This is a genomic window from Nitrosopumilus cobalaminigenes (genome assembly GCF_013407145.1).
Taxonomy (GTDB): domain Archaea; phylum Thermoproteota; class Nitrososphaeria; order Nitrososphaerales; family Nitrosopumilaceae; genus Nitrosopumilus; species Nitrosopumilus cobalaminigenes.
In genome coordinates, this window is sequence record NZ_CP026993.1 from 208929 (window position 1) to 222749 (window position 13821).

A 13821-nucleotide genomic window follows, 5' to 3' on the forward strand; every position below is an offset into this window, starting at 1 on the left:
TTTATGAAAAAGTATTGTGATTAAAACTTAGCTTTCAAAATTATTTACCAAAACTGCCACCATGGCTTTACAGCTGGTTTTTCAACAATTGTACATACTCCATCAATTAATTTCGTTCCAGGACCGCAGATCCCAAATTTCTTTTCTTCAACTTTTGGCTCTTCTAATCCAACTGCTTGGTAAATAGAATCATACTCTGCAAAATTATCGTCAAACCATTTCTTGTAGCTTGCCTCATTGTTGTATCTGTCAACATAACTTTGCGGATCTTTAGTTTCATCCACAAATGATGCTGGAATAAGTAATGGCTCTTCTAATCCAACTGCTTGGTAAATAGAATCATACTCTGCAAAATTATCGTCAAACCATTTCTTGTAGCTTGCCTCATTGTTGTATCTGTCAACATAACTTTGCGGATCTTTAGTTTCATCCACAAATGATGCTAGTCCTAATTCTTTAGGCTGTGGTTCTGGTTCTGGTTGTTGTGAAGTCATAACATCATTTACTATAATTGTTACTGTTTCACGATCTGTCAATCCATCTTTTTTAGCAACCACATCTAGTGAGTATGTTTTTCCACCATCAGTACTTGTTGGAGTCCATGAGAATACTCCAGTATTTGATATGATTTTTGCCCCTGCTGGAGGGTTTTTATCTAGACTAAACACTACATCTTTGACTGAATTATCTAGTAACTTGACTGTAAATAGCAATAATTTACCCTCATCTATGTTCAATTTACCTAATGGACTAATCTGTACATTGGTAGATTTTGGTGTGGCAGAAAATTCATTTGATGGATCACTTGTTCCTACTACGTTAATTGCTGAAACTTTGTACGTGTACTTTGAATTTGTTATGAGATTTGTATGAGAATATGTTCTTACAGTACTTTCTGTATCTGCAACTAATGTTGTGTATGAATTATCATCTCTTTTCACTTCAATTTTGTAACCTGTAATTGCTGAATTTCCGTCTTCTACAGGTGGACTCCATGCTAGGTTAATTTGAGATGATGAAACCACTGATGCAGTTAATTTTATTGGCGGAGATGACTTTGTTATCTGAATCGCAGTTGATGTTATTGGATCATCTACCACATTTACAGAATCCTCTCTAGGTGTAGCTGATGCTGTTGGGGATTCACCTGTAGAACCATATCCAATATTTGCACTAATTGCATATGTGTATGTTTTATCAGTTTGTAAATTTGTAACAATGAATGTTGTAGTTCCTGCATTTGTATTCCCTACAGAATCATCATATACTCCTTCATTAATTTCTCGTAAAATATTGTAACCTGTAATTGATTGTCCAAAAGTTTCAGATGGTGGTAACCAAGAAAGTTTAATTTGACTTGGTGCAATTGCCGTTGCAGTTAATGCAGTTGGTGTTGTAGTATGTTTTGGTTTTTCTGATGTACTAGAATATGAAGCACTTGTTCCTTCTGAATTAATTGAATAAACACGGTATGAATAAGTTTCATCAGAATCTAAACCTTGATGGATAAATGATGTGGTTTTGCTTCCAGTGTTTTGAGTAACTGGAATATAATCATCTGATCCAACTCTATATTCTATTTTATAACCTGTAATCTCTGGTACGTTTTCTGCCATGGTGGGTTCAACCCAAGAAAGAATAATTGATGTTGGAGAAACTGGTGATGCTTTTAGATTATCTGGTTTGTCAGGAAGTAAAACTGCAGGCTCAGAATTAAGATTAAACACTTGAATTCTATCATTATCTGAATCTGCTATCCATAACAAATCATTAGTCATATCTAGTGCAATTCCCATTGGTTGGTCAAATTGTCCATCTCCTGTTCCTGATGTTCCAAACTCTTCAACAAAACATACTCCATCAACCACTTCATCAGTTCCACTAGGACAAGTATTTCCATCAACTATCTCAAACACTTGAATTCTATCATTATCTGTATCTGAAACATAAAGCAGATCATTTACAGAATCATATGCTAATCCTCTTGGTTCATCAAATTCACCGTCATCGTTTCCTGATGTTCCAAACTCTTCAACAAAACATACTCCATCAACCACTTCATCAGTTCCACTAGGACAAGTATTTCCTGAAACTAATTCAAAGATAACAATTCTATCATTTCCTGTATCTGAAACATATAGTATTTCATTTGAATTATCAATTATCATGTTTGTTGGATTTTGAAAATCATCATTCCCATCAAAAGAATCAAATTCAAATAGAAAATCCCCAGTAGAGTCAAAAACTGAAATTGAATCTCTTTCAATATTTGAAACTAGAATTTCTCTTGATGATTCTTGAATAACTATTCCTTTAGCATTTCCTAGATATTCATCTAATCCGCTATCTGATGAACCAAATTTTGATTGAAATTCCCCATCATCATCAAAAACTTGAACTCGTTCATTACCTGAGTCAACTACAAAAAATTCCCCTAATGCATCTCTTGCAATACTTAGTGGCTCATTAAATTGTCCATCTCCATCATCATCTGCACCGTCTGCATTATCATTACAATCTTGAATTGCTGCTATATCACAAAAAGTCCCATACTTGAAATCATAATCCCCATCATCTTCAAAAACACTAATTCTATCATTATTGCTATCTACAACATAGATATTTTTTCCATTTTTATCTAAAATCACATCTGTTGGGTTGTCAAATTCGTCATTTCCTGATCCTGTTGTACCAAATTCAAAGGAAAATTCAGGTTCAGCATATGCAAATTGAATAGATACTAGACAAAGTGTGAATAAAACACTAAAAATCACTTTATTTTTCATTGTATTTCTATTCTGCATGTTTACAATTAAAAAATCAGATAATAAATTTCACTACCTATTAGATCAATTGAGATTTACTATATCTGAAGATTTTTTTAGATTTTGATATATTTTTTAGTCTTGAAAATTATTATTGCTGGAGCTGCTACATACATTCCTAGATTCATCAAAACAACTCCAATTCCATATCCTAACACTTCAGATTCTGATTCTGCATATGACATTAGAGACAATGTTGATAGTAATGGTGTAATTCCAATTTTTACTATCTCTTTGAATATTGGACTCTCTCTTTCCATATCTGCAATATGTGGTGAGAATGAATAGTACAATGAATTGAATCCTGTCATAAATGAGATGCCTGATTCTGTATTCATCAATTGATTATCTCTAATTTCTCTTAACAATTGAACCTGTGGTGCCATCTCTGAGCCATATGTTGCAGTAGCAATAAGACAACCTCCACCTTCAGAATTATCAACAATCACACACATTCCATCAACAAGATCGGTTCCTTCACCACATTCTCCAAATTCTTGTTCTATGGTTTCTGGTTCTTCCAATCCAACTGCTTCGTAAATTGTAATGTCAGGATATGTTTCATCAAACCAATCTTTGTATGTGGTTTCCTTGTTGTATCTATCAATATAGTATTGCGGATCTAGATTTGGATCAACAAATGGTGCTAATACTTTTGGCTCTTCTAATCCAACTGCTTGGTAAATAGAATCATACTCTGCAAAATTATCGTCAAACCATTTCTTGTAGCTTGCCTCATTGTTGTATCTGTCAACATAACTTTGTGGATCTTTAGTTTCATCCACAAATGATGCTGGAATAAGTAATGGTTCTTCCAATCCAACTGCTTGGTAAATAGAATCATACTCTGCAAAATTATCGTCAAACCATTTCTTGTAGCTTGCCTCATTGTTGTATCTGTCAACATAACTTTGTGGATCTTTAGTTTCATCCACAAATGATGCTAGTCCTAATTCTTTAGGCTGTGGTTCTGGTTCTGGCTCTGGCTCAGGTTCTGGAGTTGTTTGAACAGGTGGTGTTGTAGTAACCGGTTTATCAATAACTGTAACTGTGATAGTTTCTCTATCTTCAAGTGGACCTGCATTAACAACAATATCAAAAATATATCCTCCTGCTTGAGTGTCAGTTGGAGTCCAAGAAAATACTCCAGTATCTTTATTGATAGTTGCACCACTTGGATGTTTGTCTAATGAATATTCTTCATCTATAATTTGAGAATCTGTAATACTTGCAGTAAAAGATAATTTTTCATTTTCATCTACTTGTTTATTTCCAATTTCTTTTAGAATTAATTCAAAGTCTGGTAATGTTGATGCAATTCCATTATTATATTCAATTTTAATTACAGTGCCGTTTACAGGTTGTTGATATTCCGTAAAGACTGTAATAATATAGGTTCCTTCACCTCCATTAAACAAATCGTCTGCATTAACTGGAGTAAAAGTAAATTCCCCACCAGTTGAAAATGCGTTTCTAAATAATGTATCACCATTTGGTTTTTTCATTGGGGCTGCTATCATTACACCTCCTTCATCATCCACAGTTCCTGAAATTGTAAATTTATCATCAATTGAAAATGATTCTTTGTCAATAGTTACAGAGGTTACATCTGCATAGACTGGAATTATCATTAAAAGAATTAGTGAAAATACTGAAAATAGTCCTAGATTTGTTCTCATAATAGTAATTTTGTGGTCAAGTCTTTTAAAAAACACGTATAATTTGTTCTAGGGAATTGCAAAGAATTATTCACACAATTCAAAGATCAAGCAAAAATCTCATGTAAACTTCATTGTCTTGTCTAATTTCCATGTCATAAAATGTGGGAGCCTTGATTTCCACTTTGAAATTGTGTTTTTTCACATCTAATGGTTCCCCATATGCAATAGCATTAATTTCGTATCCGTTTTTTTCTTTGATATCAAATTCAATTCTTTTTATTGCGAACCCTTCAGTAATTAGGACAAATGGAATTTCTTCTAACCAACTAAATAAAAGATAACGAAGATCTTTTCCATTAGCAGAAAACTGTTTCTGGTCTTTTTCCTCCACTTTATCCTGATCTAATGTAAGATTGATTTCTGCATCAGCAGCTACTTTGAACGCTTCTTTGAGATCTTTTGCAGTAACTTCTATTATTGCATCTGTTGCATGATCTAAAAACTTGTAACTCAATTGAAAATTTGTAATCTTGCTAATTATTAATTTAGATGGTCTTACTCGGCTTTCTCATCCATTTCTATTATGCCAAACATATTACCTTCAGTGTCTGTACATTGAGCAAACCATCCAACTTTTACAATTGCCATTTTGGGTATTAGCAAATGTCCTCCATTTTCAGTAATTTTTTTAGCATATTCATCTACTGATGGAACTGTAATTGTATTTGTCATTCCCATCTGTCCTGGCATTCTTTTTGACATACCACCATCAATTCCTGGTTCCTCTGTTCCAGTTTTTGCCATCCAATAATCCATTGGACCATCCCATTTCTCAAATTTCCAATCAAACACATCGCCATAGAACTTTTGAGCTCTATCTGGATTATCCACTGGAACATCAAACCATGAGATTCTTGGCATGATTGTATAATTTTTTTACAATATTTAAAAATGAGCTTTTTTCATTTGTAAATTTCACTATTTTAAAATTAGAAAACAACATCATTTGTTACATGAAAGCAACAAGTTTTGATGGAAAAACCATGAACTATGATAATGATTACCCTGATCCTAAATCTGGCGAAGTATTGGTTAGAGTCAATTTAGCTGGAATTTGTGGAACTGATTTAGAAATCTTAGATGGCTACATGGCATATGATGGAATTTTAGGTCATGAGTTTGTTGGAACTGTAGAAAAAGCTGAAAACTCTAATTTAATTGGGAAACGTGTTGTAGGTGAAATTAATGCTGGATGTGGTTCATGTGAGTCTTGCAAAAAAGGGATGGATAGACATTGTCCAAATAGAACTGTTCTTGGAATTTTAAAAAGAAATGGTGCATTTGCTGAATTTCTTTCATTACCAGAAAAAAATCTACATGTAATTCCTGATTCAATTACTGATGAACAAGCTGTATTTGTTGAACCATTAGCTGCTGCTTTTGAAATAAAAGAACAAGTGACATTACAACCACAATGGAGTGTTGCAGTAGTTGGTGATGGGAGACTAGCACAACTAATAATTCAAGTTTTAAAATTAACCTGTCCAAATTTAACATGTTTTGGCAGACATGCTAGTAAGCTTGAAAGTCTAGTAAATAGTGGAATAAAGATAAAAATTGGAATTGAACCCTCTGATGAACAATCCTTTGATTTGGTAGTAGAAGCTACTGGAAGTAATTCTGGATTTGCTGATACTATGAAATTAATTAAACCCCGAGGAACTGTCATTTTAAAATCCACAATTGCATCACGAGAAAATCTTGATCTGACTCCTACGGTAGTTAATGAAATTACTTTGATTGGATCTCGTTGTGGATTATTCAAACCCGCAATTGATGCTTTGGCATCTGGAATTATTTCAGTTGATTCAATGATAGACTCTACTTTTCCTTTAGAAAAATTCTCAGAAGCTATCAAACATGCTAAAAAACCTGATACTTTGAAGGTATTTCTAAAACCTTAAAAAATTACTTTTTTAGTTTTTGGAATTATTGAGTTGATAATTCTGCACTACCAAACAAAACACCAAATGCTTTACACCATACTAATACTTTGTTGTATTTGTTTAGATCACTATTCTCTGGAATCTCATAATTTTGATTTCCATTATTTGCTTTGAGTTCTCCTAAATTGATAAATTCTGATGCATTATCATCTGTAGCCAAGTAAACATACAAGTCTGGCCCATTTGTTGATTTGAAATTTTCTAATCTAAGTATATTTGAATTATCTTCTAATGGAATAGTAAATACATTTCCTTGAGCATCATGAATTCCATCTCCTACTCCTACAAATGTACCTGCATAAGAAACTGGAATTACTTCTTCCATCATCATAGCTTCTTCTTCCATCACAGATTCTTTATCATGCGAAACAATCATGTCATTATTTTTTATTTCTGATTGAATTATTGCACCAGTTGGAATTGATTCATCAATAGTTGATTCTGTAAAATATGGCGATACTGCATACACTGAAACTCCCCCAACAATGATTGCCAAAATTGCAATTCCTACTAATTTATTCATGATTCAATCATAAGATTTTGGTATATAGGAAATATTCCAAATCTTGTCCATATTATTAGGCACAAAAACTTGGAAGGAATCTATTTCTAGTAAGGTAATTTAGTAAGATTTCATTCCCAGAAACAAATGGAACCTTTTGATTCTTTTCTGATTTGGATTGCCGATTTTTTAGGAGATCATCTTTATGAAGGGATTTTCTTAGCTGCCCTTCTTGAAACTATAGTTCCACCAATTCCCACTTTAGCAATATTCCCAACTGCTGGATTTCTTGCATCACAACAAGGTATTACGTTATTTGGATTAATTCCGATGATTATTCTTGGAGCTATTGGTGCAACCATTGGAACATCTGCTATCTATCTAATTGCATTAAAACTCGGTCGTGTGGTTTTACTTCGATATTTGAAATATGTAAAAGTAAATGAAAATAAATTAGAACGAGTTGAAATTTGGTTTGAAAAATATGGTGACAAGGCAGTATTTTTGGGAAGAATGGTTCCAGTAATGAGAGAAATGATTTCTATTCCCGCTGGATTACTTAAAATGAAAATTCCTAAATTTGTAACATATACGTTTGCAGGTTCTCTAGTTTGGTCTTCTGGAACTATTTTGTCTGGATATTATTTTGGTGAAGCAATAGGTCTTAGCACTAGTGGAATAACACCATTGCCTTAAATATCAAAAACACCCTATTTACTGTAACATCCTAATTGTTTGGCTGGATGATAGCAGGAATTCTTCAATACTCCCCTAGTAGTTGAAGAATTTCTGTTTTTAAAAATTACCTAATGTTTTTTGTTTTTTTCTTCCCAAATTAATTCTCTCATTCCAAATTTCATTCTTAAAGAGTTTGCAGTTGCTGGACCAAACCCTTCAAAGTGATTATTTGCCATTACCATTGCTAATGGAATATCATTAATTTCTTGGAGTTTTTTTGCCCAATTTGAAATAAGATTCTCTTTATTTTTGGAAACTTTACCAAATTCTGAATCTGGAATTGAACGATCTCCAATTAATCTCACATAGATGTAATCTGAAGTTATTGGCATGGGGTTGTTTACTCCTGCAACATCATTCCAAACTAGACAGTGCTTATTTTGTTTAAGGTATATTATAGCTTCTTCAGAAAACCATGATTCATGTCTTCCTTCAATAGGGTACAAGAAATTATCTGGAAGTAAATCAAAAAGTTCACCTAGTCTAGGTTTTGCTTCTTCAAAGGATAATGATGGAGGAAGTTGAAGTATTAGTGCCGAAATTTTCTCATGAATCGGAGTTAAAGATGATAAAAATGAAAAAACCTCTGAATTTACCCTATCTAGTTTTTTTTCGTGAGTAATAATTGAAGGAAATTTTGCAGTAAATCTGAAATGTCTAGGCGTGTCAGTATTCCATCGTTTGACAATCTCTTGTGCAGGAATTCTGTAAAATGTTGAATTGATTTCTGTAATCTCAAATATTTGAGAATAATATTTTAGCCATTCTGAATTCTTTAGATTTTTGGGATAAAATGCTCCAGACCATCCTTGATAGCTCCAACCAGTACAGCCGACTTTAATATTCATGGTATATGCTTCATTGTTTTTGCTTTTACAATTAAGGTTAATGATTATAGAAATATTGGAACTTAAGACCAACAACGGTTAGTTGTTTGGTGAGAGCTCCAACTGAATATGATAATGTGAATTTTGTATTTAGAGAATACTGATAACTTCTACGTGCTGGTTATATGCAAAGTTTATTCTGATCTTTTAATGAGAAAACTATCGATTTTGATGATGTTCTTATTTGCAGTATCTACAATACCCGTTTATGCTCAAAATGTTCATTTTGATGAAGATGAAGAAAAAATTAGAGCAGAAATTCTTGAATGTGAGGATAAAATTATGGCAAATGACTCTTTGACTGATGCATCAAAGACTGTTGAAAAAAGAGAATGCTCATCTGAAATTAGGAAAAAATATGCAGAAACTGCGTTAACTTTTGAGCTTCAAGATGAGATGAAAATTAGATTACAAAATCTTCAAAAATGTGAAGATTGGCATTCCCAATACCAATTCTTAGATGAAGTAAACTTTAAGATTCAAAAAAATGTTCAGATGGTGGAAAGTTGTATCTCTTTGTATAATGATCCTTTGTGGACTTATGCAGGAGAAGATAGAATTGAAATATTATCTGATAAACTAGAAACAATTCTTGTAGAAGTTCCAATTAAGACCAATCCTTCAGATGACTTTTTAAAAAATTCTCAATATGAGGTAGATAGAATTTATTCTTTGGAGAAAAAAATTGCAGAATTGGAAGATGAATTACACAACAAAAATCTAATTATTCGTGAACAAATGAATGTAATATCAAATCTTGCAAATACATTAAGAAATGCAATATTTGATGGATTTCAATCAGTATATCCATTTGTTTAGAATTTCAACGAAATAGGAAACGAGGTATAATGGAAGACCTTCTGAATTCTGGATACTTGTACCCTTTTCATGTCTTCCTTTTTCCTATCTGCTCACTTCCTCAAAGTTTACTCTCTGAATTTCAGCAAGTATGACAGTCCTCGTCAATCATAGTTAGATAAAATAAAATTTAAAGAGTTCTAGATAAATTCTTAAAATTTATTTGAAAATTAGACAAATTATATACAAATTTACAAGATCCTGTTGATCTGCTTTATTATTCATTATGACCAATAATTGTTGAAGACAGAACTTTGAATATCCAGACGCAATATCCTATTGTCGTTTTGCATGTCAATGCATACTGCTTGGCTTGTAAAGGATAACCCGCAGAAAACTTCTGTCTTCTATTTTGTTAGTTTTTTTGCTTTTGCAAATACTGCAGACCATTGAGTCCAGCTAAGTCTACCTGTCTGTGTATTTTGCTTTGATGGATGGTATGATGTTAGAATTTTGAATCCATCATATGTGAAGAGTTTGTTGTGACCAAATTTTTCTGGTTTCACTCCATACAATTTACATGCTGCATCATAACCAATTTTACCAAGACACAGAATTACTGTAACATTTTTTAAAATTTCTTTTTCTTGCTGCAAAAAATTAAAACATGTATTCATTTCTTCACGAGTTGGTTTGTTTTGAGGTGGCGCACATCTTACTGCAGCTGTAATGTATGCATTGTGTAAAATTAATCCATCATCAATGGTTTGACTAGTTGGAATAGATGCAAATCCCTGTTTATGCATCACTTTGGCTAGCCAATCTCCTGAGGAATCCCCTGTAAACATCCTGCCGGTTCTAGTTCCTCCGTGGGCTGCTGGAGCCAATCCGACAATTAGCAATTGTGCATTAATATCCCCAAATCCTGATAATGGCCTTCCATAATATTTCTGATCTTTGAATCGTCTAACTTTATTTTTTGCAACCTCTTTAATGTATACTGATAATCTAGGACATTTTTTACAACCAGCAATTTTTTTGTTTAAAGATACAATTGATTTTAAACTAGATTTATTTGTCATGAATCAAACAAGTTTTTTTAGAATATTAAAAGCAGCAACATGTCTTTCCGGGGTAATCCATAATCTTTTGTATATCTTGTAATCAGTTTCTAAAACAATTGCTTTATTTTTTGTAGGTCGTGAAGCATCAAAATGAAACCAGTCTCTAAAATTATTTGATCCTGAAATTCTGAATCTTCCTGAAAACAATCCCATCTTTTTTTCTGAAACTTTTCTGATATGACTGATCATCACATCTTTTTTGCCCCAGGGTAAAACCCATGATTTGAAGCGGATTTTATCCTCAAAAATTGACAAATGCTTGTCCGTATAGAGAGTTTTAGTCATGTTTTAGTAATATCCTCTATAGGCTTTTATGAAAATCTATCATTAAATACTACTTTGTCAAGTGGCAGTTGTCCTCCACGTGGCATTGCAGATTTGGTCTGTTTTCCTACTACCATTAGCATCGATATTACGTAGTTTTCTGGTAGTTTGATAATCTCTGCGACTTTATCAGGATCAAAACCTATCATTGGATTTGAGTCATATCCCATTGCCTTTGCTGTAAGCATTATGGTCTGAGCTGCAATTCCACAAGATCTCATGGCCTCATCTCTTTGCAATTGTTCTTTTCCTTCATAAAATGGCCCCATTGCTGATACTAGGAAATCTTGAGTCTCTTTAGGAGCATTTATCCAGTATTGTAAAGGATTATCTTTCCATGCTTTCAAATCTGCGCAAATGACAATAAGCAATGATGAATCAGTAACTTGAGCTTGATCCCATGCTGCTGCTCTGATTTGTTTTTTAACTTCTGAATCTTTTACAACAACAAATCTCCAGTTTTGCATGTTAAATGAAGTGGGAGATAGTACAGCTAGTGACATTAATTGATTTATTTCATCGTCTGTTAGTTTGTGATTAGGATCATAATGTTTTACAGAACGGCGTTCTTTAATGGCATCAAATGTATCCATACAACTTGATAATTCATTCTACGTAAGTACTTTATGCATGCTTTGAATTTTTATGAATTATGTTCAATAAAATGTGACTCTATGTTGCCACAATTATTTTCATAGTGAATCACAATTCCATGCTCAAGTTTTGTTGTTCCGATATATTTCATATTATATCTTACAATTTTTCTACTTAACAAAATGTGTGTTCAAAAATTACAACTCTAAAAAAATTTGGGAACAGAGTACTAAAAAATAAAATACAAAACATAGTACTCTGAATTTAGTTTCCACTAGGAAACAATCGAGTACTTAGAGAATTTGTTTCCGAATTACTTCGTCAAAGGCGTGTAGATATGCAAACTCTGAATAAATTGTTTCAGTCTGCATTGTATCTGCTGTGTTTAGATCTGGTGCTGTATCATTTGGAATTGATAAAATTTCAGCCTCTACACCTTCTAAAAGCTCTCCAAACTCGTGAACTAGTGAACCTGCTTGATCTTCTGATACCAAATCAGTAAATCCTAGTGCAATAGCTAATAGCATTGCCATCACTATTGTCAGACCAACAGGTTTCTTGTTGACTTGTCTAGTCACAAGAAAAATTTCAAATTATTCTATTTAAGAGAAAAGTAGAAAAGATTCATGACTGTCAGGCGTGAAATTGGATAAAAATGTCTTATTTGTAATAAAAGATCCTCCACTATACTACGATACGCTTTATATTCAAAAAACTCGTAAAATCACAATGAAAAGTACACAACTTCTAAGCGTTGTTTTTTCACTGATTATGTTTACTGGCGTTACTGCTGGAAACACAGCATTTGCTGAATCAGATGATCTCGATGATATTTTAGAAGACTTTTGTGAAATGACACTTGATGAACGTAGCGATACCATATCAAAGTACGATCTAGATGATTATGCAGAAAAACTTGTAATCATCTGTGAAATAGAAGACGATGATGAACGTGAAGAATCATTATGGGATGTCATGGATGCAATTGATCCAGAAATTAGAGATGAACTAGAAGATGAATTAGACGACATTATTGAAGATTTTGAAGACTGTGTTGAAGCTGGATATCCAATTATGGAATCATACCCAGAACAATGCATGACCGATGACGGTACAGTCTTTACAAATACAGACGATGATGACGATGATTACGACGACGATGACAGATACGAAAATGATTTTGATCTTGATGACTTACTAGATGATTATTGTAAACTAAATGACGAAGAAAAACGTCAATTACTTGCAGATCATCCAAGACTTGCACCATTTACAGACAGACTAGCAAATTATTGTGAAATGTCTGAGGATGAACAAGATGCAATCGATGATTTAATCGAAGAGCATGGAGACAAAATCAGAGCTGAACTCAGAGATTATTCTAAAGATTATCGCATGGATTACAAAAAAGACATGAGAGAACATCTAGAGAAATACTGTGAAATGTCCGATGAGGATAGAAGAGCATATGTCGCAGAACATGACAAAGCAGAAGATCACATAGATAAAATGAACAGATATTGTTCACTAGATGAAGATGATAGAATGGATTTCATTGAGGAGCACAGAGATGAATACAAAGCACACATGCAAGATAAGATGCATGATAAAATGTCTGATAAAATGCATGACAAGATGACTGACAAAAAACACATGGACTATGATAGACTATGTGCAATGGCAGAATCTGACCGTGCAGCAGAAATCACTGATGTTGCTAAACTTGATAGAATTTCTAAATGGTGTAAAATGACACCTGAAGAAAGAGAAGACTACAAGAAAGAGCACCATGGTGAAATGAAAGACAAAATGCATGACAAAATCATGGACAAAAAACATGCAATGAAATTATCTGAAAAATCTGACCGAATCAAGGCAATGATCATGGACAAACGTGACATTTCTGATGAGAAACGAGAAGAAATCAAGATGAAATTCATTGAAAAACATGGTGATTTGACTGACGAGAAAAAGTCAGAACTCAAAATGAAGTTCAAAAATCATATGAAACACATGAAACACAATATCTCTGATGAACGTAAATCTGAAATTCATGATAGACTAGCTGAGATGAAAGCCTACAAGGCAGAACTCCGCGCAAACTCATCTGATTTGACTGACGAAGAAAAGCAAGAACTTAGAGAAGAATTCATTGAAAAGGCAAAAGACCTGCAATTAGCATGGATTACTCCACGTACACAAATTGCTGCCGGCATTGATGCTGCAGAAGTTGAATGTCGTGAAGGATTTAGCCTAGTAATGAAAGCATCAAACGGTGTTCCAATGTGTCTTAAAGCAGATACAGCACTTAAGATGATAGATAGAGGAATAGTAGTTCCTGCTAACTAACTTTTTTCTTTTT

At 33.2% G+C, this 13821-nt stretch carries 14 protein-coding genes; 4 read left to right on the forward strand and 10 right to left on the reverse strand.

Annotation, left to right across the window (positions count from 1 at the left end; all coding sequences use genetic code 11):
* Positions 1-44 precede the first annotated feature (44 nt).
* The 4 genes from C5F47_RS01170 to C5F47_RS01185 form a co-directional block, all read right to left on the reverse strand.
* Positions 45-2804, reverse strand: a complete 2760-nt coding sequence (locus tag C5F47_RS01170; protein WP_246271138.1) for a fibronectin type III domain-containing protein — start codon at positions 2802-2804, stop codon at positions 45-47.
* A gap of 77 nt (positions 2805-2881) precedes the next feature.
* Complete coding sequence (locus tag C5F47_RS01175; protein ID WP_179361104.1) at positions 2882-4504, reverse strand: Ig domain-containing protein; 1623 nt, start codon at positions 4502-4504, stop codon at positions 2882-2884.
* Between the two features lie 79 nt (positions 4505-4583).
* Positions 4584-5000, reverse strand: a complete 417-nt coding sequence (locus C5F47_RS01180; protein WP_179361105.1) for an archease — start codon at positions 4998-5000, stop codon at positions 4584-4586.
* Between the two features lie 41 nt (positions 5001-5041).
* Positions 5042-5407, reverse strand: coding sequence for a VOC family protein (locus tag C5F47_RS01185; RefSeq protein WP_179361106.1), 366 nt, complete (start codon positions 5405-5407; stop codon positions 5042-5044).
* Positions 5408-5499: 92 nt separating this feature from the next.
* Between C5F47_RS01185 and C5F47_RS01190 the strand changes: the two genes are divergently transcribed.
* Positions 5500-6450 (forward strand): MDR/zinc-dependent alcohol dehydrogenase-like family protein, encoded by a 951-nt coding sequence (locus tag C5F47_RS01190; protein ID WP_179361107.1) that lies wholly within the window; start codon positions 5500-5502, stop codon positions 6448-6450.
* A gap of 25 nt (positions 6451-6475) precedes the next feature.
* Here the strand turns inward: C5F47_RS01190 and C5F47_RS01195 are convergent, their stop codons facing one another.
* Positions 6476-7015, reverse strand: coding sequence for a DM13 domain-containing protein (locus C5F47_RS01195; RefSeq protein ID WP_179361108.1), 540 nt, complete (start codon positions 7013-7015; stop codon positions 6476-6478).
* Positions 7016-7141: 126 nt separating this feature from the next.
* On the opposite strand from C5F47_RS01195, the gene C5F47_RS01200 reads away from it, so the two are divergent.
* Entirely contained in the window at positions 7142-7690 is a 549-nt protein-coding gene (locus C5F47_RS01200; protein ID WP_179361109.1) for a DedA family protein, read from the forward strand.
* A gap of 110 nt (positions 7691-7800) precedes the next feature.
* On the opposite strand, the gene C5F47_RS01205 is transcribed toward C5F47_RS01200, so the two are convergent.
* Positions 7801-8580: a DUF72 domain-containing protein gene (locus C5F47_RS01205; RefSeq protein ID WP_179361110.1), complete on the reverse strand. Its 780-nt coding sequence runs from the start codon at positions 8578-8580 to the stop codon at positions 7801-7803.
* 189 nt (positions 8581-8769) lie between these two features.
* On the opposite strand from C5F47_RS01205, the gene C5F47_RS01210 reads away from it, so the two are divergent.
* Entirely contained in the window at positions 8770-9438 is a 669-nt protein-coding gene (locus tag C5F47_RS01210; protein ID WP_179361111.1) for a hypothetical protein, read from the forward strand.
* 386 nt (positions 9439-9824) lie between these two features.
* Here the strand turns inward: C5F47_RS01210 and C5F47_RS01215 are convergent, their stop codons facing one another.
* The 4 genes from C5F47_RS01215 to C5F47_RS01230 all read right to left on the reverse strand — a co-directional run bounded on the left by C5F47_RS01215 (position 9825) and on the right by C5F47_RS01230 (position 12037).
* Positions 9825-10499, reverse strand: a complete 675-nt coding sequence (locus C5F47_RS01215; RefSeq protein ID WP_179361112.1) for a uracil-DNA glycosylase — start codon at positions 10497-10499, stop codon at positions 9825-9827.
* Positions 10500-10502: 3 nt separating this feature from the next.
* Positions 10503-10826 carry a hypothetical protein gene (locus tag C5F47_RS01220; RefSeq protein ID WP_179361113.1) on the reverse strand — a complete coding sequence of 108 codons (324 nt, stop codon included), beginning with the start codon at positions 10824-10826 and terminating at the stop codon, positions 10503-10505.
* A 26-nt stretch (positions 10827-10852) separates the two neighbouring features.
* On the reverse strand, positions 10853-11458 hold the full coding sequence (locus tag C5F47_RS01225; RefSeq protein ID WP_179361114.1) for a nitroreductase family protein: 606 nt from the start codon (positions 11456-11458) through the stop codon (positions 10853-10855).
* Between the two features lie 294 nt (positions 11459-11752).
* Positions 11753-12037 carry a hypothetical protein gene (locus tag C5F47_RS01230; RefSeq protein ID WP_179361115.1) on the reverse strand — a complete coding sequence of 95 codons (285 nt, stop codon included), beginning with the start codon at positions 12035-12037 and terminating at the stop codon, positions 11753-11755.
* 151 nt (positions 12038-12188) lie between these two features.
* Between C5F47_RS01230 and C5F47_RS01235 the strand changes: the two genes are divergently transcribed.
* Positions 12189-13808, forward strand: coding sequence for an OmpH/Skp family outer membrane protein (locus C5F47_RS01235; protein WP_179361116.1), 1620 nt, complete (start codon positions 12189-12191; stop codon positions 13806-13808).
* Positions 13809-13821 lie beyond the last annotated feature (13 nt).

Excerpts from the sequence above, each read along its gene's own strand:
- C5F47_RS01170 (WP_246271138.1), bottom strand. The coding sequence starts at position 2,804 with ATGCAGAATAGAAATACAATGAAAAATAAAGTGATTTTTAGTGTTTTA.
- C5F47_RS01175 (WP_179361104.1), bottom strand. The coding sequence starts at position 4,504 with ATGAGAACAAATCTAGGACTATTTTCAGTATTTTCACTAATTCTTTTA.
- C5F47_RS01185 (WP_179361106.1), bottom strand. The coding sequence starts at position 5,407 with ATGCCAAGAATCTCATGGTTTGATGTTCCAGTGGATAATCCAGATAGA.
- C5F47_RS01190 (WP_179361107.1), top strand. The coding sequence starts at position 5,500 with ATGAAAGCAACAAGTTTTGATGGAAAAACCATGAACTATGATAATGAT.
- C5F47_RS01195 (WP_179361108.1), bottom strand. The coding sequence starts at position 7,015 with ATGAATAAATTAGTAGGAATTGCAATTTTGGCAATCATTGTTGGGGGA.
- C5F47_RS01200 (WP_179361109.1), top strand. The coding sequence starts at position 7,142 with ATGGAACCTTTTGATTCTTTTCTGATTTGGATTGCCGATTTTTTAGGA.
- C5F47_RS01205 (WP_179361110.1), bottom strand. The coding sequence starts at position 8,580 with ATGAATATTAAAGTCGGCTGTACTGGTTGGAGCTATCAAGGATGGTCT.
- C5F47_RS01210 (WP_179361111.1), top strand. The coding sequence starts at position 8,770 with ATGAGAAAACTATCGATTTTGATGATGTTCTTATTTGCAGTATCTACA.
- C5F47_RS01215 (WP_179361112.1), bottom strand. The coding sequence starts at position 10,499 with ATGACAAATAAATCTAGTTTAAAATCAATTGTATCTTTAAACAAAAAA.
- C5F47_RS01220 (WP_179361113.1), bottom strand. The coding sequence starts at position 10,826 with ATGACTAAAACTCTCTATACGGACAAGCATTTGTCAATTTTTGAGGAT.
- C5F47_RS01225 (WP_179361114.1), bottom strand. The coding sequence starts at position 11,458 with ATGGATACATTTGATGCCATTAAAGAACGCCGTTCTGTAAAACATTAT.
- C5F47_RS01235 (WP_179361116.1), top strand. The coding sequence starts at position 12,189 with ATGAAAAGTACACAACTTCTAAGCGTTGTTTTTTCACTGATTATGTTT.